We start from the raw sequence: 17,181 nt of genomic DNA, 5'->3' as shown, positions 1-17,181 counted from the left end.
GCGGGGCTGACGCGACGGTACTACTCCGCCAGCGCCCACGGAGCGGCGAGCAGATCGGCGACACTGCGCCGCTCACGGCCCTGCGGCGGCTCCCCGGCCGCATTTCCGAGCGCGACCATGGAGACGATCGCCCAGCCGGGGCCCGGACGCAGCTCTTTGGTGAGCCCTTCCAGGTCGAAGGCGCGGAACTGGCGGGCGGCCAGTCCCATCGCCTGGACCTGGACGGTCAGGTGGGCGACGGCCTGGCCGAGGTCGTAGTCTGCGAACTCGGAGTACCGCAGGTCCGAAGCGCCGGCATGGCGGCGTGCCAGCGTGACGACGAGCAGGCCGGCGTCCCTCGCCCACCGGGCCGAGCTGGGCGCGAGGTGGGGCACCACCCGCTCGTGCCCGGACTCACCGGGCCGGCCCGTGAAGAAGCCCCAGGGCTGGGAGTTGCCGGCCGACGGCGCCCACCGCGCGGCCTCCAGCAACAGGCCCAGGGCATGGTCGTCGACCGCGGCCGACGGGTCGAACCGGTAGGGGCTGAACCGTCCGGCGAGCAGGGGGTGGATGCCGCTGGGCGGTTCTTGATCACGGTGCATGTCCCGGTGCAACCGGCGGCGAGGGACCGGGCGTTGTCCGGTCTCCGGGACAGGACAGCCTTCCACAGGGCCGTCACACCGTCCTGTGGCGCGTCCACGTCCGCGACCCGGCGGGCCCGTTCCGCGACCACTTCCGGGGAGCCGAACACCGCCGCGCGATGCAGCGGCCGCCCTCCGCTCCCCACCTCGGGGTCGGCCCCCCGGTCGAGGCATCGGCGGATGTGGCCGTAGTGCTTCCAGTCCCGCCCCAGACCGGCCCAGCCGTCGTCCTGTGCCGTCACCGTGCCCCCTCCCGAGTGCTCGTCCGTTACTCCGCACGGTCTTCCACAGGCTCGCACACGGGTCTGGCAACGGCCTTTCCGCCAGGAGGAGGGGACGGGCGCGCGGGGACCCAGGAGGGGCCGCGGTCAGGCGGCGGAGCGGGGTGCCCCGGTCCGGAGGAGTTCGGTGGCCTCCTCCTCCGTCGCGACGGCGGGCGGGGAGCCGGCCAGGGGCTTGTTGGCGGTTTCCCGCATACACAGCACGGTGACGACCCCGACGGCCGCGGCGGCGGTCGCGTAGTACGCGGGCATGAGGTTGGTGCCGAACGCGCTGATCAGGGCCGTGATCACCAGGGGTGTGGTGCCGCCGAAGAGTGAGGTGGAGAGGTTGTACGCCACCGAGAGCGCGCCGTAGCGGACATGGGTGGGGAAGATCGCCGGGAGCGCGGCCGACATGGTGCCGAGCATCGTCACCAGGGACAGCCCCATCAGCACCAGGCCCAGCGCGACGAGGCCGACGTCGCCCTGCCGGATGAGGAGGAAGGACGGCACGGACAGAAGGAGGAAGCCGAGCATCCCCGCCATCAGCAGGGGACGGCGCCCGAAGCGGTCCGAGAGCCGTCCCACCTGGTTGATGACACACATCTGCACGACCATCACGATGAGCAGGATCCCCAGCCCGTGATCGGTCGCGTAGCCGAGTTCGTCGGACAGGTACGTCGGCATGTACGACAGCAGCATGTAGTCGGTGATGTTGTACGCCGCGACGAGCGCGAGACACAGCACCAGCGGCCGCCAGTACCGGGTGAAGATCTTGCCCAGGTCCGCGGTGGCCGAGGTCTCCACGGTCCCGGCGTCCTCGCGCGCCCCGGCCCGGCCACCCGTCAGCTTCTGGAACGCAGGCGTCTCGTCCAGCCTCAGCCGCAGGTACAGGCCGATGAAGCCGAGCGGGGCGGCGACCAGGAAGGGCACCCGCCAGCCCCAGTGCAGCATCTGGTCCGCGCTGAGCACCGAGCTGAGGAGGACGACGAGGCCGGACGCCGCGACGTACCCGGCGAGCGTGCCGAACTCCAGGAAACTGCCGAAGAAGCCGCGCCGCTTGTCGGGGGCGTACTCGGCGATGAAGGTCGAGGCTCCGCCGTACTCCCCGCCGGTGGAGAAGCCCTGCACCAGCCGGAAGAGGATCAGCAGCACCGGGGCCCACACGCCGATCACCGCGTGGGAGGGGATCAGGCCGATGGCGAAGGTCCCCACCGCCATCATGATCATGGTGATGGACAGGATCCGCCGGCGGCCGACCTTGTCACCGAGCGGCCCGAACACCATCCCGCCGACGGGACGCACCAGGAAGGCCACCGCGAACGTGGCGAAGGAGCTGAGCAGTTGGGCGGTGTCGTTGCCCGAGGGAAAGAAGACCTTTCCGAGGGTCGAGGCCAGATAGCTGTAGATGCCGAAGTCGTACCACTCCATCGCGTTGCCGAGGGCGGCTGCCTTGGTGGCCCGTCTCACCGCCGCCTCGTCGGTCACCGTGATGTCGGCTCGGCGCAGCCGGGGCCCGCGCGACGCCCCTGCCGTGCGCGACAGCGCCCGGCGGCGTCGCGCGGGTCCTGGATCCATCGACTCGTCGTTGCCGGTCACCGCCATGACGAACGCTCCGTTCCCACTCGCTTTCCCTCCCCCGACGTCTAGACGCTCCACGTGCGCTCAAACCGGTCCGCTCACCCCGTGCCCGTTCGGCCACGCACCGTGACAGCCGGCAGGGGGCAGGTGCGGGGCTTTGTCCGCGCCAGGTTCCGGTCGCAGGCTGGGGGGTGTGTGCCCGGGCGCGGTCGGGGGAACGTGGTCGGTCCGGGTGCCGCACCGGGTGAGAGGAGCGCCATGTGACCGCGTCGACGCCGGCGGCGGACGGCCGCGACCAGGAGCCTCGGGACGCCGGATACGAGCCCGACCCGCAGCGGTGGCGGGCCCTGTGGGTCACGCTCGTGGCGGGGTTCATGAGCCTGCTGGACGTGACGATCGTGGCGGTCGCCCTGCCCACCATCCAGCGTGACCTGCACGCCTCCGCCGCTCAGGTGCAGTGGGTGGTCTCCGGATACGCCCTGGCCTTCGCTCTCGCCCTGGTCACCGCCGGCCGCCTCGGCGACGCGCTGGACCGGCGCCTAATCTTCCTGCTGGCGCTCAGCGGCTTCGTACTCTTCAGCGCGGCCTGCGGCGCGGCCCCCGACATCACGCTGCTCGTCGTGGCCCGGCTGGCGCAGGGTCTGGCGGCCGGGTTCATGGCCCCCCAGAACTCCGCGCTGATCCAGCAGATGTTCCGCAGCGCGGAACGCGGCCGCGCTTTCGGGTTCTTCGGCGCAACCGTCGGCATCTCCTCGGCCGTGGGCCCCCTGACCGGCGGCACCATCCTCGCCCTGGCCTCCGGCGCCCAGGGCTGGCGCTGGATCTTCTACGTCAACGTTCCGATCGGCGTCATCGCCGTACTCCTGGGCCGCCGTCTGCTGCCGCGCACCCGCCGCTCCGGCCGTGGCCGCGACCATGTGGACCTGCCCGGTGTCCTGCTCCTCGGACTCGGCGTCCTGGCCCTCATGTATCCGCTGGTCCAAGCCGACTCCGGGGGGCTCGGCCACCTGTGGTGGCTCTTTCCCGCCGGTGCCGTCCTGCTCGTCGCCTTCATCCGGTGGCAGCACCGGCTCGTCGCCCGGGGCACCCAGCCACTGCTGGACCCGCGCCTGTTCACCACCGTGCGCGGATACGCCATCGGCGCCGGCGTCGGCACGGTGTACTTCATCGGATTCAGCGGGGTCTGGCTGGTCTTCGCGCTCTTCTACCAGCACGGCCTGGGCTACTCCCCGCTCCGCTCCGGCCTCGCCGTCACTCCCTTCGCCCTCGGGTCGGCGAGCGCGGCCGTGATCGCCGGCCGGCTGGTGGAGCGCTTCGGCCGCACCCTCACCGTCTGCGGCCTCACCAGCGTGATCGTCGGACTGGGCGGCACCGCGCTCCTGCTGCGCCACGCCTCGTCGGACATCGTGCCCTGGGCCGCCGCCCCGCTGCTGTTCCTCGGCGGCGCCGGCAGCGGCTTCGTGGTGTCCCCCAACATCACGATGACCCTGCGCGACGTCCCCGTCCACATGGCCGGCGCTGCCGGCGGGGCCCTGCAGACCGGACAGCGACTCGGCGCCGCGGTGGGCACGGCGGCCCTGCCCGGCCTCTTCTACGTCACGCTCGGCAGGAGCGGCGACTACCCCGCCGCCCTCCTCACCGCGCTGTGCGCCGCCCTCGTCGCCATGGCGGCCGCCCTGGTACTCGCCGCGTACGACTGGCGCCGCGACCGGGGCCCCCGCAAGCGGCACCGGACCTGCCCGGACGAGGTCACCGACGACCCCATGCACTCCCGGCAGACCTGACCGGCACCCAGGCGGCACGAGGAGAAGTGGGCGTCCGGGAGCGGATCCGCCACGTACTGATGACCGTGGCCGAGGAGGAGACCCCTTTGGGGGCTTGGCAGGGGCCCTGTGCGGGGCAGGACGGCCGACCGCGCCGCCCCCCACGGGCATCGTCGACACCCACGCTGTCGGTCTACGTCCTCGGTCCGCCGCGGGCCGACTCCGCGCTCGGTGTGGTCGTCGGCGGACCCGGCGTGACCCTGGCGACCCTCGGGGCAACCGCAAGACGTCACTGGTCGGTCTCCTCGCCCCGTTCGTCGCCGGTCGGACCGTCTGCACCCTGGCACCGAGCCACGGCGCCCTCATGGCCGGACGGGCCGTCGCCGGCCTCGCGCAGGGCGCCATCTTCGGCATCGGGTCCGTGGTCGCCGTCGGCCTCGCCGGCCCCGCGCGCAGGCGCAGGGCCCCGGCCATCATGAACGCGACCGGCGGGGCGGCCGGCGATCATGGTGCGCGTAGGCTCGTGTCCATGGTTGAGCACCGCATGATCGATGTGAACGGCATCCGGCTCCACATCGCCGAACAGGGCAGCGGCCCCCTGGTGGTCCTGCTCCACGGCTTCCCGGAGTCGTGGCACTCCTGGCACCACCAGTTCGGCCCCCTGGCCGACGCCGGCTACCGCGTGGTCGCCCCCGACCAGCGCGGCTACGGCCAGAGCGACCACCCGGACGCGGTGGACGCCTACACCATCCTGCACCTGGTCGGAGACGTCGTCGGACTGATCCAGGCCCTGGGCGAGGACGAGGCGTTCGTCGTCGGACACGACTGGGGCGCGCCCGTCGCCTGGCACACCGCGCTGCTGCGGCCGGACATGGTCCGAGGCGTGGCCGGCCTGAGCGTACCGCCGCCGTTCCGGGGTTCGCAGCCGCCGCTGGCCGCGATGGACAAGCGGTTCGACGGCCGCTTCTACTGGAACTACTTCAACCGCCCCGGAGTCGCGGACGCCGAGTTCGCCCGGGACGTGCGCACGACCCTGCGCAAGTTCTTCTACTCCGCCTCCGGCTCGGCCCGGGCCACCGGCGAGGTCATGCAGCCGCTGATCGAGCACGGCCAGGGCTGGCTCGACAGGCTGCCCGACCCCGAGGTACTGCCGGAGTGGTTCACCGAGGAGGACCTGGACGCCCTCACCGAGAGCTTCGCGCGGGGCTTCACCGGAGCCCTCAACTGGTACCGCAACCTCGACCGCAACTGGGAACTGACCGCCGCCTGGCAGAACGCCGTCGTCACTCCGCCCGCCCTGTACATCTACGGCGACCGCGACCTCGTCCCCGCCTTCCCCGGCACACCCGAACTCATCGAGCGGCTCCCCCGCCTCATGCCGAACCTGTGGCGCGACCCCGTCGAGCTGGCCGGCTGCGGGCACTGGACGCAACAGGAGCGCCCGAACGAGGTCAACGCAGCCCTCCTCGAATTCCTCGAAGCCCACTCCTGAGAAGGAGCGCCGGGCGGTAACCCGGTTCCTCTGGCGGCGCATCACAGTGATCATGAAGCGTGAACCGTCCGACACACCTGTGAGGAGTCGCCGCTCATGCCGCCCGGCCCCGCCGACCCGACCGTCCGGCATCCGATGCCCGCGCAGCCCAGGGTGGTGCTGCTCAAGCCGCTGGTGACGTCCCCGCTGATCGAAGTCGGGAAGTACTCCTACTACGACGATCCGGAGGACCCGACCGCGTTCGAGACGCGCAACGTGCTGTACCACTACGGGCCGGAGAAGCTGATCATCGGCAGGTTCTGCGCGCTGGGCACGGGCGTGCGGTTCATCATGAACGGCGCCAACCACCGCATGGACGGCCCCTCGACCTTCCCCTTCCCCACCATGGGCGGCTCCTGGGCCGACCACTGCGACCTGCTCACCGGCCTGCCGAACCGAGGGGACACCGTTGTCGGCAACGACGTCTGGTTCGGCCACGGCACCACGGTGATGCCCGGTGTACGGAGCGGGCACGGCGCGATCACCGGCTCCGGTGCCGTGGTCACCGGCGACGTGCCCGACTACGGCATCGTCGGCGGCAACCCCGCCCGCCTCATCCGCACCCGCTCCGACACCCAGGACGTCGCCCGCCTGCTGGCGGTGGCCTGGTGGGACTCGCCCGCGGAGCACATCACCGAGCATGTGCGCACGATCATGTCGGGCAGCATCGCGGACCTGGAGGCGGCCGCCCCGCCCACGCGGTAGTCGCGCCGCGCTGCGGGGCCTGCCGGGAGGCGGCCTCAGGGCTCGGAGGGTTCCCCGGCCGGCGTCGGTCGTGCGGCCAGGAGGCTTTGCGTGTAGGGATGTTCCGGTGCCCGGAACAGGTCGTCGGCCGGCGCGGATTCCACGAGGCGGCCGCCGTGCGTGACCGCGACCCGGTCGGCGATCCGGCGGACGGCGGTGAGGTCGTGGCTACTGAACAGCACGGTCAGTCCGCGGTGCAACACGGCCCAGCTCGTCGCCAACAGCCTCGCCGCCCTGCGCACCCGCCCCGAGCAACTGCGGGCGCTGCGCGACGATCCGGGTCCGGTGCCGGGCGCGGTCGACGAGTTGGTGCGGTTCGTCCTGGTCTCCGCCGACCGCGACCCGCGTGTCCACGACGACCCCTGCCGACTCGACATCACCCGCCGGCCGCACGACGGCACCGAGAGCCACCTCGGCTTCGGACACCGCGACGTGGACCCCGGCACGCTCCCGCGCCTGCCCCGCATACGGGTCCGGGGGTGATGCCGGGGCGGCAGCCGTGCGGCTAGCCGGCGGGGCGGACGTGGGCGAGTTTGTCGGGGTTGCGGATCAGCCGGACGGCGTTGATCGTGCCGTCCTCCGCGAGGTCGAGGCAGGCCACCGAGTCCGGACGGGCGCCGGAGGTGAGGAGCCGGCCCGGGCGGCCGTTGACCAGTACCTCGTGCACGGCGAAGTCCGGGATCGGGGTGGTGAGGACGCCGAGGATCCAGCGGGCGACCTTGTCGGGGCCGTGGATCGGGCGCAGCGCGGCGCGGATCTTTCCGCCGCCGTCGCTCCAGGCGGTCACGTCGGGGGCGAGCATGGTCATCATCCGGTTGATGTCGCCGCCGAGGCAGGCGGCCAGGAACTCGTCGGTGACCTTGCGCCGGACCTCGGCGGGTGCGTCGTAGCGCGGGCGGCGGGCCCGCACATGAGCGCGGGCCCGGCTGCCGACCTGGCGCACGGACGCCTCTGAGCGCTCCAGCATCCCGGCGATCTCGGGATAGCCGAAGCCGAACACCTCCTTGAGGACGAACACCGCCCGCTCCAGCGGGGACAGCGTCTCCAGGACCACCAGCATCGCCAGCGAGATCGCCTCCGCCTGCTCGACCTCGCCGCTGGCGTCCGGCGCGGTCACCAGGGGCTCGGGCAGCCACGGGCCCACGTACGACTCGCGCTGGACGGCGGCCGACCGCGATCGGTTGATCGAGAGGTTGGTGACGATCCGGCACAGGTAGGCGCGCGGGTGGCTGACCGAGCCGGTGTCGACGGAGCTCCACCGCAGCCAGGCGTCCTGGACGATGTCCTCGGCGTCGGCGGCGCTGCCCAGCATGCGGTAGGCGATGCCGAACAGCTCCGGCCGGTGCTCCTCGAAGAGTTCAGTTGCGCTCACGCACGCGACGGTAGCGCGCAGCGGTCCGAGAACCCCTGGCCGGTCAGGCCGAAGGCGCTGTTCATCCGGGAGCGCAGGTTCTCCACGGCGACCATCGCGGTGAGCTCGACGAAGGCGGGCTCACCGGGCCGCTCGATCAGCCGGGCCGCCAGTTCGTCGGTGACGGACGGCGGGGTCTCGGACATGTCCTCGGCGTAGCGCAGGACGTCCAGCTCCAGCTCGGTGAAGGCGTCGCGGTGCTCGCGCCAGTTCGGTACGGCGCGCAGCTTCGCGCCGGGCAGGCCCGCGTTGTGGGCCTCCCAGTAGCCGAAGTCGGTGCACCAGGAGCAGCCGATCCGGTGGGAGGCGGCCATGACGGCGAGCAGCTTCAGCCGGGGGTCGAGCTTGTCCCACTTGGCGAGCGACATCTCCAGCCGCGCGTCGGTGAGCATGACCCTGCGGTTGTGGGCCATCGCGCGGACCGGGTCGAGGACCGCGCCGTAGGTGCGCCGGGAGTACCACTCACCGATCCGGTACAGCAGGGTGCGCGGCGGGTCGAGCGGGATACGGGCCATGGGGATCGCCTCCGGTGTCGGAAATTCCGTCGTCACCGGGGCAGACCAGCCGGCTCCGCCGGGTGTGACATGCGGGCCGGGCGATATGACCTGCGCCACACCAGGACGGGTCTTCCGTCGCGGCCGTTGGAAGCGTAGGTTCCGGTTACCCCGCGACGGCGCCTTCCAGGCGCTGGTCCGCCAGTCCCGGGCCGGCGGGCCCGCGGGGGCCAAATCGATCACCGTACCCACGCGCACGCGACCGGCGCGTGGTGGCACCGCACTGGGCTCAGCTCCGGCGCCCCGCGAGCCGCACGTCCACGGCGGTGAGCGCCAGGGCCAGCGGCCCGGGGGCGAGGAACGCGAGCGGTGGCAGCGCCCAGGCGCTGGCGGCGGCCGTGGCCAGGGCGAGCAGGACCAGCCCGGTGCCGCCGGGGTCCTGGACGGTGTCGCGGACGGCGGCGCGCAGGGCCGCCCTCCAGTGCGTGCCGGACTCCGGGCGGGCGCAGGCGCGCAGACCGACGAGGGCCGCGGCCGCCGTGATCGCGGTGGCGGCGACCGTGAAGAGCGGGCCGCCGGGCAGACCGGTGCGGGCCAGGGCGAGGTCGGCGGCGGACAGCAGCAGGACGGCCAGGGTCACGCTCCCCGCCGCCAGGTCGGCGAGGCGGAGGCGGCGGCGCAGCAGGGTCGCGTAGCGGCCGGCGGTGGCGGGCCGCCCCTGCCCCGCGCCGCGCAGCACGGCGCAGGCGGTGGACAGGGCGGCCGGTGCGGTCAGCAGCGGCAGGCAGGCCACGGCGGTGGCGAGGCCGACGCTGAGGGTGTCGGCGAAGAGGGTCATCCGGGGGCCGAACAGCTCGCCCGGCTCCCGGGTACGGGTCTGGGACATCGCGCTCACCCCTTGAGTCCGGAACTGGCCATGCCCTCCACGAGGAAGCGCTGGAAGGCGAGGAAGAACAGCACGATCGGCAGCAGAGCGATCACCGACATCGCGAACATCGGGCCGAAGGAGGACTGGCTGGAGGCGTCCACGAAGGAGCGCAGCGCCAGGGTGAGGGTGAACTTGCCGGGGTCGAAGAGGTAGATGAGCTGGGTGAAGAAGTCGTTCCAGGTCCAGATGAAGGTGAAGATCGCGGTCGTGATCAGGGCGGGCCGGGTCAGCGGCAGCACGACGGAGAGGAAGCTGCGGAAGGGGCCGCAGCCGTCGATGCGGGCGGCCTCCTCCAGTTCGCGGGGCAGGCCGCGCATGAACTGCACGATGAGGAAGACGAAGAACGCCTCGGTGGCGAGGAACTTCGGCAGGATCAGCGGCCAGTAGGTGTTCACCAGGCCGAGCTTGTTGAAGATGATGTACTGCGGGATCAGCACCGCGTGGTGCGGCAACATGATCGTCGCGATCATGAAGGCGAACAGCGGACGGCGCATCCGGAAGCGCAGCCGGGCGAAGGCGTACGCCGCCAGGGAGCAGCTGAGGACGTTGCCGAGGACGGCGCCGCCCGCGATCAGCAGGGAGTTGCCGAGCAGCCGCCAGACGGAGACGCCGTTCACCCCGTCCAGGGCGGTGGTGTAGTTCGACCACTGAAGACGGCTGGGCAGCAGGTTGAGGCTGGCGATGACCTCGTTCGCCGGCTTGAGCGAGGTGGCCAGGAGCCAGGCCAGCGGGTACAGCATGACGAGCAGTGCGGCCAGGCAGCCGGCGTGCAGGGCGACCCTGCCCCGGGCGACGCGCTTGCGCGCGATGGCGGTGGTGGTCATCGCTCCCCCTCGGAGGCGTAGAAGACCCAGGACCGCGAGGTGCGGAAGAGGACGGCGGTGACGGCGCCGATGACGAGCAGCAGGACCCAGGCCATGGCGGAGGCGTAGCCCATGTGGGAGGCGACGAAGCCCCGGTCGTAGAGGTAGAGGGCGTGGAGTCGGCGGGGCCGCCCTTGCCGGCGCTGATCGCGAAGGCGGGGGTGAAGACCTGGAAGGCCTGGATGGTCTGCAGGACCAGGTTGAAGAACAGCACCGGGGACAGCATGGGCACGGTGACCGAGACGAACTGCCGCCACTTTCCGGCGCCGTCGACGGCCGCGGCCTCGTACAGCTCGGCGGGGATCTGCTGGAGTCCGGCGAGGAAGATGACCATGGGGGCGCCGAACTGCCACACGGTCAGCAGGGCGACGGCGAGCAGGGACCAGCCCGGCCTGTTGACCCAGCCGCCGGTGCCGAGGAGGTGGTCCACGGTGCCGCCGTCGTTGAAGACCGCCCGCCACACCAGGGCCACGGACATCGACGCGCCGAGCAGCGAGGGCGCGTAGAAGGCCGAGCGGTAGAAGCCCTTGCCGCGCTTCATGCCCTTCAGGGCGAGGGCCACCACCAGGGCGAGCGCGAGCTGGAGGGGTACGGCGATGACGACGTAGGTGAGGGTCGTCAGCACCGAGCGCCAGTAGCGCGGGTCCTCGGTGAACATCTGCACGTAGTTGCGCAGGCCGACCCAGTGCGGCGGGTTGAACAGGTCGTAGTCGGTGAACGACAGGTACAGCGACACGGCCATCGGCAGCAGGGTGAGGAGGGTCGCGCCGAGCACCCACGGGGAGAGGAACACCCAGGCGGCGCCCTGGCGTTCGCGTCTCGGGCGGCGCCGGGCCGGGGCCGCGGCGGGGCGGGTGGCGGGTGCGGGGATGTCGGTGGTGGTCATGGCCTCAGCTCCGCCTTCGCCTCGGTGACGTAGTTCTGGGCCGCCTCGCGGGGCGACATGCGCGCGTACGACACCTGGTCGTAGTCGCGCTGGAAGGTGGTCTGCAGGGCGTTGTCGCCGGAGGGCGGGGCCTGCGGCGGGTCCTTGAGCGTGCCCTCCAGGGAGGCCTGGAAGTCGGCGATGGTCTTGTCGAAGCCGGTCAGCCGGGGGCCGATCTCCTTGCGGATCGCCTCGTTGACGGGGATGCCGCGGGTCGCGCCGAGGATCTTCGCCGCGTCCGGGTCGTTGACGAGGAAGTCGATCAGCTCGGCGGCCTGTCCGGGGTGGCCGGTGTGGGCTCCGACGCCGAGGAACATCGACGGCTTGAAGTACTGCCCGGGGGTGCCGTCCGCGCCGGAAGGCATCGGGGCGAGCGCCACTCCGCCCGGGACGAGGGCGCCGTAACCGCCGGCCGGGGCGTCCCAGTTGGCGTCGGAGGCGGCCTTGCCGCGGCCGAGCGGGGTGTTCTCGACGGATCCGTCGAGCTGGGTGGTCTGCTCGGCCGGTGACACGGCGCCCTCGCGGCGCAGGCCGTCGGTGAAGGTCCACCAGCGGGTGAGATCGGCGGCGGTGAAGCCCAGCGTACGGTCCTTGGTGTAGAGGGCCTTGCCCTGGCCGCGCAGCCAGATCTCGAAGGCGTCCTCGCTCTGCCCGGGGTCGGTGCCGCCCGGCTGCCCGGTTTTCTTCGCCAGGGCGCGCATCGCGTCGGCCCACTGCTCCCAGGTCCAGGCGCGGCCGGGCAGCGGCACTCCGGAGCCCCGCCATGCCTGGACGTCGTAGACGACCGTCTCGGTGCCGCGGCCCTGCGGTACGGCGTACTGGACGCCGCGCACCCGGCCGGTGGCCAGCAGTCCGGGGTCGATGCCGGCGGTGCGCAGCACCGTGCGCTGCCGGCCCAGGTCGAGCAGGACGCCACCGGAGGCGTACTGGTCGATCTGCCGGTAGTCCAACTGCATCACATCGGGTGTGTCGCCGCCGGCGGCCTGGGTGGCGAGCTTCTGCTTGTAGGCGTCGTAGCCGGAGAACGACGTCTGCACCCGGATGTCCGGATGCCGCTTCTCGAACAGGGCGACGGCCTTCCCGGTGCGCGCGGCTCGGTCGGGGTTGCCCCACCACGTGTAGCGCAGCACGACCTTGCCGCCGCCGGCCGACTCCCCGGATCCGCCGCAGCCGGCCAGTACCGCGCACAGGGCGAGTGCGGCGGCCGTCGCGCAGAACCCCTTTGTCCTGTGTCCGGGCATGCCGAGGTCACCTCTTCCTCTCCTCGGTTCGGTCTCCCGACCGCCGCTGCTACCGGTCGGGGTCGCCGTCGTACGGCAGTGTCGTGCCGGGCAGGGCGTACTCGTCCCGGCGCCCGCACATCCCGAAGCCGCCCAGCCGGCTCGGCTCGCTGCGGTACGCGGTGGCGTCGGCGAGGTAGGCCGGCTCGCCGGCCTCCAGGGCGTCGAGCTGGGCGCCGGTGCGCTCGGCGGCGGCGACGGCGCCGGCCCGCCACAGTTCGCGCCAGACGGGCACGCGGGCGCGGACCAGGCGGGCGGCGGCCTGCTGGAAGGCGCGGTAGGGGCCGCTGTCCCCGGCGACCAGGGCCTCCCGCAGGGCGAGATATCCCTCGACGGCCAGGTCCCGGCGGCGGCGGGCGGCGGCCTCCGTGTCCGGGCCGGCACCCGGCGGGAGGGCGGCCGCGGCCGCGTACCGCTCGGGGTCGGCGAGGACGTCGGGCGGGAAGGTGAACACGGCGTCCCCGGCCTCGGGCAGGCCGCTGTTCTGCATGAGCACGGTGATCCGCAGATCGCCGCCCTGCACCATGCGGTGCACGGTGCCCGGGGTGAACCAGGCGAGGGAGCCGGGCTCCAGCGGGATGTGCCGGTATCCGTCCGGGCTCAGGGTCTGCACCGCGCCGCGCCCGGCGGTGACGACGTACGCCTCGGTGCACACCAGGTGCAGGTGCGGGCTGCCGCCGCAGACGCCGTCGGCGGCCTGCCAGTCGTAGGCGCTCAGGTGGGACAGGCCCACGGCGCCGGGCAGCGGGTGGGGCGGGACGGGTTTCGGCTCGTTCGTCGCTGTGTTCACCACGGCAGGGCCTCCAGATGGCGGGCGACCCGGTCGCGGTCCCAGGCGCCGTCGGCGATCACGACCCGGTAGCGGTAGGCGAAGCTCTCGCCCGGCGGCAGGGCGAACTCCTCGAAGAAGGCCCAGGAGAACGCGACGGTCGGGATCGGCTCGGAGCGCACGAACCAGTGCGAGGCGTGGATCGCGGACGACTCGTCCAGGTTCTCCGGGGCGTGCGCGAAGACGAGCGTGGAGTGGGCGTCGGTCTCGTCGTGCTCGGTGGTGAAGGCCAGCCACGGCCCTTGACTGCCCATCACCTTCTCCGCCCCGACGCCCCGTTCGGAGTCGGGCGTGAACACGGCGCCGCCGGTGGAGTCGCGCGGGCCGCGCCACTGCAGACCGGTGTAGCCGGCCATCTCGCGGCCCGCGGTGGTGGGCGAGCCGAACAGCAGGGACTCGTCACGGAGGTTGGTGAGGCGGATGGACCAGTCGAGGGTCCAGGCGCCGGCCTCCTCGTCCACCGTGTGCACGGCCAGTGCGCGCGTCTCGCGGGCCCACTCCCGGCCGCCGTTCTCGACCCAGGTCAACTCCTCGGTGACATCGAGTCGTTCACCGGTGACGGTGAGGTCCGTGAAGCCGTCGTGCCGCATCGAGCCGACCCGGTCGGGCAGGCGGAGGTAACCCTCGCCGTGGACATAGCAGTTGCCGCCCCAGAAGTTCTGCCCCGACAGATGGCTGGCCGTCATCTGCAGGCCCTTGTGCCAGCGATGGTCGCTCGGCCGGTATCCGGTCACCGTGCGTCCGGCGAGGGTGCGCAGGGGGTGGGCGTAGGGCTTGCGGGCCTCGAAGGCGTCCGGGTCGGGGCGGTAGACGTAGCGGAGGATCTCGGTGCCGTTGGCCGCCTCGACCGCGAGGTGCTCGCCATGGACGTGACTGACTCGGATGCTCATGCGCGCTGCTCCTTCGGGGCCCAGTCGGGGTGGTCGCCGTGCATGGCCGCGTAGTAGGGGTCGCCGGGACCGAGCTCGCCCGCCCGCACCGGCCGACCGGTGAACGCCGCCTTGTACAGGGCGGCGGCGAACTCCAGGGTGGCGCGGGCGTCGGCACCGCTGCCCGGGGGGCGCTCGCCCCGGTCGAACGCGTCCAGGAGTACGCCGAGTTGGGCGGTGTGCGAGCTGGGCACGTCGTGCGCCGGGGTCCGCCAGGCCGCGGCGCGCCCGGGGTCGACGTGCGGGGCGGGCGTGTAGACCCAGTCGTCGTTGCCGTGCCCGTACAGATGGGTCAGTTCCAGCGTGGCGTCGGCGCAGTCCACGCGGATGCGGCTGACCTCGTGCGGGGACAGGACGCTGTTGACGACGGTGGCGAGCGCGCCGCCGCGGAAGCGGACCAGGGCGGTGGAGACGTCCTCGCTCTCGACGTCGTGGACCAGCCGGGCCGCCATCGCCCGCACCTCCTCCCACTCGCCCAGCAGGTGCAGCAGCAGGTCGTACTGGTGGATGCCGTGGCCCATGGTGGGCCCACCGCCCTCGGACGCCCACCGGCCGCGCCAGGGCACGGCGTAGTAGTCGATGTCCCGGTGCCAGGTCGTCTGGCAGTGCGCCACCAGCGGGGCGCCCAGCTCGCCGCGCATGATCAGGTCCCTGGCGTGTACGGCGCCGGATCCGTAGCGGTGCTGGAAGACCACGCAGGCGTAGGCGCCGGAGGCCTCCTCGGCGGCGGCGATCTCGTCGTACTCGGCGAGCGAGAGGCACAGCGGCTTCTCGCACAGCACCCAGGCCCCCGCCTTGAGCGCGGCCACGGTCTGCTCACGGTGCAGCGCGGGCGGCGTACCGATGAGGACCAGGTCCGGGCGTACGGCGTCGAGCATGGCCTCGGTCGAGGTGAACCCGGCGACCTCGGCTCCCGCCTGTGCGCGGAAGGCGTCCAGCCGGCCCTCGTCCACATCGACGGCGGCGACGAGTTCGACGCGCTCGGCATGGGCTCTCAGCGCGGGGAGGTGGCTGCCGGTGACGATGGCGCCGGTGCCGATGACGGCGACGCGGCGGCGGGGTGCGGACAAGGACATGCGGCGCTCCTGACGGTTCGGCAGACGGATGGCAAGCAGCGAGGGAAAGCGCTTGCTCCGTACGGGGTGACCCTAGGGGTGCGGGGATTGTCAGGACAACCCCTGTGCGGGGAGATTCGCTGGTGCGGGGCCCGCACGGGGCGGTGGCGGGGCGTTGGCGGATGGGCGTTGCGGGTGCGGGTGCGGGCTGAGCATGGTGATCCGGAGGGCGGGGGTGGAGCGGGGGCGCGAGGGGAGAGGCTGCGGCTGCGCCGACGCTGAGCCGCGGCTGCGGCTCGGGGGGAGGCTGCGATGGCGTGGGGCCGCCACTGCGGCTCAGGGGGACGGCGGCTGCGGCTGGCGCTGGGCCGCCACTGCGGCTCGGGGGCGCGGTGGCTGCGGCTGGCGCTGGGCCGCCACTGCGGCTCAGGGGGACGGTGGCTGCGGCTGGCGCTGGGCCGCCACTGCGGCTCAGGGGCGCGGTGGCTGCGGCTGGCGCTGGGCCGCCACTGCGGCTCAGGGGCGCGGTGGCTGCGGCTGGCGCTGGGCCGCGACTGCGGCTCAGGGGCGCGGTGGCTGGCCAAGGGCAGGGCGACGACCGCGCACCGGCTGCGGCTCACGAAGAAGGCATGCGGCTGGCGACGGCGTTGCGCTGCCGCCACCGCGACGCGACTCCGGCCACGCCTCCGGCCGAGGGCAGGGCGACGACCGCGCACCGGCTGCGGCTCCGGCCGAGGGCTGGGCAGCGACCGCGCATCAGCTGCGGCTGGGGACGGCGTTGCGCTGCTGCGATCGTGACCCGCTGTGGCTGCTGCCCGAGGTGGGGGCGCGGCTGAGGTTCGGTCGCCGGTTGGAAATCGAGGCTCCGCCTCCGGCTCTTTTGGCGGCGGCCGGTGATGGTGAAGGACCGGCTGGCGGGCCGGGCGGGGCGTCGTCAGATGTCGTGGGTGGGGGCGCGGCGGAGCAGGGCCGAGGCAGCGGAGACGGCCTCGTCGACGCCGATCCGCAACAGGGCCGGGTCCGGCACCGTGCCGTGCGGATCGCCCGGTGGACCGGGCTTCCACAGCGCGGCGTGCCGGGCGACGGGCGGCGGGCCCCACAGGCGGGGCGAGACCGGGCCGAAGAGCGTCACCGAGGGTGTGGCGTGCGCGACCGCGAGGTGGGCGAGGCCGGTGTCGCCGCTGACGAGCAGCGCGGCGCGGGCGACGAGCGACGACAGGGCGCCGAAGGGAAGCCCGCCGCACAGCAGGTCCCGCTCGGGGAGACCGGCGTGCGCGGCGACGGTGCGCACGAGCGTGTCCTCCGCCGGGCCGCCGGTGACGACGACCCGATGCCCGTCGGCGCTCAGTCGCCCGGCCAGTTCGCCGAACCGCTCGGCGGGCCAGCGGCGGGCGGCGGCGTCCGCCCCCGGATGGACGACGACGGCACCCGGCGCCGGCGAGGGCGCGGCGGGCGCCGGCAGCCGTACGTCGTCGGGGTCGGCGGGAATGCCGTAGGCGCCGAGGAAGCGGCACCACCGTGCGCGCTCGTGTTCGTCGGGCCGCCACACGGGGTGTCCCGCGGGGGCGCGGCCGTCCTGGGCGAAAGCGAGCAACCGCACCGGACGCAGGGCGGCCAGTGCGTCACGGCTCTCGGGTCCGTTGCCGTGCAGGTCGATCGCCAGGTCCGGGGCCGGGCCCCGCCAGTGTTCCAGGGACGGTACGGCCCGGCCGGGCGCCTCGGCGGGCAGCACGCTGTCGACGGTCCCGGTGGCCAGAGCGGCCTCCGTGAGCGCCGGGGGAAGGGCCAGGACCACGTGGTGGCTGGGAAAGGCCCGGCGGATGCCCCGCAGGGCGGGCACCCCGGTGAGCAGGTCGCCGAGGCCCAGCGCGCGCAGCACGAGCAGCGTCGGCCGTTCCGGGTTCCGGGTACTGGTCACTGTCCTCACCGCCCCGGTTCCGTCCACCCCGGCACCGGGCCCGGCCGCCG

At 73.1% G+C, this 17,181-nt stretch carries 15 protein-coding genes and 1 pseudogene; 4 read left to right on the top strand and 12 right to left on the bottom strand.

The features are described from left to right. Positions 1–20: 20 nt before the first annotated feature. Both ACZ60X_RS09385 and proP read right to left on the bottom strand, forming a co-directional pair. Entirely contained in the window at positions 21–581 is a 561-nt protein-coding gene (locus tag ACZ60X_RS09385; protein ID WP_469595401.1) for a nitroreductase family protein, read from the bottom strand. A 407-nt stretch (positions 582–988) separates the two neighbouring features. Then, on the bottom strand, positions 989–2,485 hold the full coding sequence (proP, locus tag ACZ60X_RS09380; protein ID WP_469595399.1) for a glycine betaine/L-proline transporter ProP: 1,497 nt from the start codon (positions 2,483–2,485) through the stop codon (positions 989–991). A 236-nt stretch (positions 2,486–2,721) separates the two neighbouring features. Between proP and ACZ60X_RS09375 the strand changes: the two genes are divergently transcribed. The 4 genes from ACZ60X_RS09375 (at position 2,722) to ACZ60X_RS09360 (ending at position 6,982) form a co-directional block, all read left to right on the top strand. Beyond that, positions 2,722–4,245 (top strand): MFS transporter, encoded by a 1,524-nt coding sequence (locus tag ACZ60X_RS09375; RefSeq protein WP_469595397.1) that lies wholly within the window; start codon positions 2,722–2,724, stop codon positions 4,243–4,245. Between the two features lie 508 nt (positions 4,246–4,753). Further along, positions 4,754–5,716, top strand: coding sequence for an alpha/beta fold hydrolase (locus ACZ60X_RS09370; RefSeq protein ID WP_469595981.1), 963 nt, complete (start codon positions 4,754–4,756; stop codon positions 5,714–5,716). Positions 5,717–5,812: 96 nt separating this feature from the next. Next, positions 5,813–6,460, top strand: coding sequence for a CatB-related O-acetyltransferase (locus ACZ60X_RS09365; protein WP_469595395.1), 648 nt, complete (start codon positions 5,813–5,815; stop codon positions 6,458–6,460). 159 nt (positions 6,461–6,619) lie between these two features. After that, positions 6,620–6,982: a hypothetical protein gene (locus tag ACZ60X_RS09360; RefSeq protein WP_469595392.1), complete on the top strand. Its 363-nt coding sequence runs from the start codon at positions 6,620–6,622 to the stop codon at positions 6,980–6,982. A gap of 22 nt (positions 6,983–7,004) precedes the next feature. Here the strand turns inward: ACZ60X_RS09360 and ACZ60X_RS09355 are convergent, their stop codons facing one another. The 10 genes and pseudogenes from ACZ60X_RS09355 to ACZ60X_RS09310 form a co-directional block, all read right to left on the bottom strand. Next, positions 7,005–7,871, bottom strand: coding sequence for an RNA polymerase sigma-70 factor (locus tag ACZ60X_RS09355; RefSeq protein WP_469595390.1), 867 nt, complete (start codon positions 7,869–7,871; stop codon positions 7,005–7,007). Beyond that, the gene (locus ACZ60X_RS09350; protein ID WP_469595387.1) at positions 7,868–8,425 is read right to left on the bottom strand and encodes a carboxymuconolactone decarboxylase family protein; all 558 of its coding nucleotides are present in this window, start codon (positions 8,423–8,425) and stop codon (positions 7,868–7,870) included. The genes ACZ60X_RS09355 and ACZ60X_RS09350 overlap by 4 nt, the downstream gene beginning before the upstream one ends. A gap of 268 nt (positions 8,426–8,693) precedes the next feature. Beyond that, positions 8,694–9,290 carry a hypothetical protein gene (locus ACZ60X_RS09345; RefSeq protein ID WP_469595384.1) on the bottom strand — a complete coding sequence of 199 codons (597 nt, stop codon included), beginning with the start codon at positions 9,288–9,290 and terminating at the stop codon, positions 8,694–8,696. A gap of 5 nt (positions 9,291–9,295) precedes the next feature. Beyond that, positions 9,296–10,156 carry a carbohydrate ABC transporter permease gene (locus ACZ60X_RS09340; RefSeq protein WP_469595380.1) on the bottom strand — a complete coding sequence of 287 codons (861 nt, stop codon included), beginning with the start codon at positions 10,154–10,156 and terminating at the stop codon, positions 9,296–9,298. Then, positions 10,153–11,081, bottom strand: a pseudogene (locus ACZ60X_RS09335) (carbohydrate ABC transporter permease). Before ACZ60X_RS09335 ends, ACZ60X_RS09340 begins: the two are co-directional and overlap by 4 nt. Further along, on the bottom strand, positions 11,078–12,361 hold the full coding sequence (locus ACZ60X_RS09330; RefSeq protein WP_469595377.1) for an ABC transporter substrate-binding protein: 1,284 nt from the start codon (positions 12,359–12,361) through the stop codon (positions 11,078–11,080). Before ACZ60X_RS09330 ends, ACZ60X_RS09335 begins: the two are co-directional and overlap by 4 nt. Positions 12,362–12,410: 49 nt before the next feature. Further along, positions 12,411–13,190 (bottom strand): cupin domain-containing protein, encoded by a 780-nt coding sequence (locus ACZ60X_RS09325; protein WP_469595374.1) that lies wholly within the window; start codon positions 13,188–13,190, stop codon positions 12,411–12,413. Next, the gene (locus ACZ60X_RS09320; protein ID WP_469595371.1) at positions 13,187–14,119 is read right to left on the bottom strand and encodes a DUF6807 domain-containing protein; all 933 of its coding nucleotides are present in this window, start codon (positions 14,117–14,119) and stop codon (positions 13,187–13,189) included. The genes ACZ60X_RS09325 and ACZ60X_RS09320 overlap by 4 nt, the downstream gene beginning before the upstream one ends. After that, positions 14,116–15,234, bottom strand: a complete 1,119-nt coding sequence (locus tag ACZ60X_RS09315) for a Gfo/Idh/MocA family protein (protein ID WP_469595368.1) — start codon at positions 15,232–15,234, stop codon at positions 14,116–14,118. Before ACZ60X_RS09315 ends, ACZ60X_RS09320 begins: the two co-directional genes overlap by 4 nt. Positions 15,235–16,147: 913 nt before the next feature. Then, the gene (locus ACZ60X_RS09310; RefSeq protein WP_469595364.1) at positions 16,148–17,131 is read right to left on the bottom strand and encodes a glycosyltransferase family 9 protein; all 984 of its coding nucleotides are present in this window, start codon (positions 17,129–17,131) and stop codon (positions 16,148–16,150) included. Positions 17,132–17,181 lie beyond the last annotated feature (50 nt).

The organism is Streptomyces sp. NPDC104106, assembly GCF_055584345.1.
This window is presented reverse-complemented; position numbering and strand designations above follow the sequence as displayed.

What these genes read in the sequence shown, in the direction of transcription:
- ACZ60X_RS09315 (WP_469595368.1), bottom strand. Translation starts at nt 15,234, where the DNA reads ATGTCCTTGTCCGCACCCCGCCGCCGCGTCGCCGTCATCGGCACCGGC.
- proP (WP_469595399.1), bottom strand. Translation starts at nt 2,485, where the DNA reads ATGGCGGTGACCGGCAACGACGAGTCGATGGATCCAGGACCCGCGCGA.
- ACZ60X_RS09385 (WP_469595401.1), bottom strand. Translation starts at nt 581, where the DNA reads ATGCACCGTGATCAAGAACCGCCCAGCGGCATCCACCCCCTGCTCGCC.
- ACZ60X_RS09345 (WP_469595384.1), bottom strand. Translation starts at nt 9,290, where the DNA reads ATGTCCCAGACCCGTACCCGGGAGCCGGGCGAGCTGTTCGGCCCCCGG.
- ACZ60X_RS09340 (WP_469595380.1), bottom strand. Translation starts at nt 10,156, where the DNA reads ATGACCACCACCGCCATCGCGCGCAAGCGCGTCGCCCGGGGCAGGGTC.
- ACZ60X_RS09365 (WP_469595395.1), top strand. Translation starts at nt 5,813, where the DNA reads ATGCCGCCCGGCCCCGCCGACCCGACCGTCCGGCATCCGATGCCCGCG.
- ACZ60X_RS09370 (WP_469595981.1), top strand. Translation starts at nt 4,754, where the DNA reads ATGGTTGAGCACCGCATGATCGATGTGAACGGCATCCGGCTCCACATC.
- ACZ60X_RS09330 (WP_469595377.1), bottom strand. Translation starts at nt 12,361, where the DNA reads ATGCCCGGACACAGGACAAAGGGGTTCTGCGCGACGGCCGCCGCACTC.
- ACZ60X_RS09320 (WP_469595371.1), bottom strand. Translation starts at nt 14,119, where the DNA reads ATGAGCATCCGAGTCAGTCACGTCCATGGCGAGCACCTCGCGGTCGAG.
- ACZ60X_RS09350 (WP_469595387.1), bottom strand. Translation starts at nt 8,425, where the DNA reads ATGGCCCGTATCCCGCTCGACCCGCCGCGCACCCTGCTGTACCGGATC.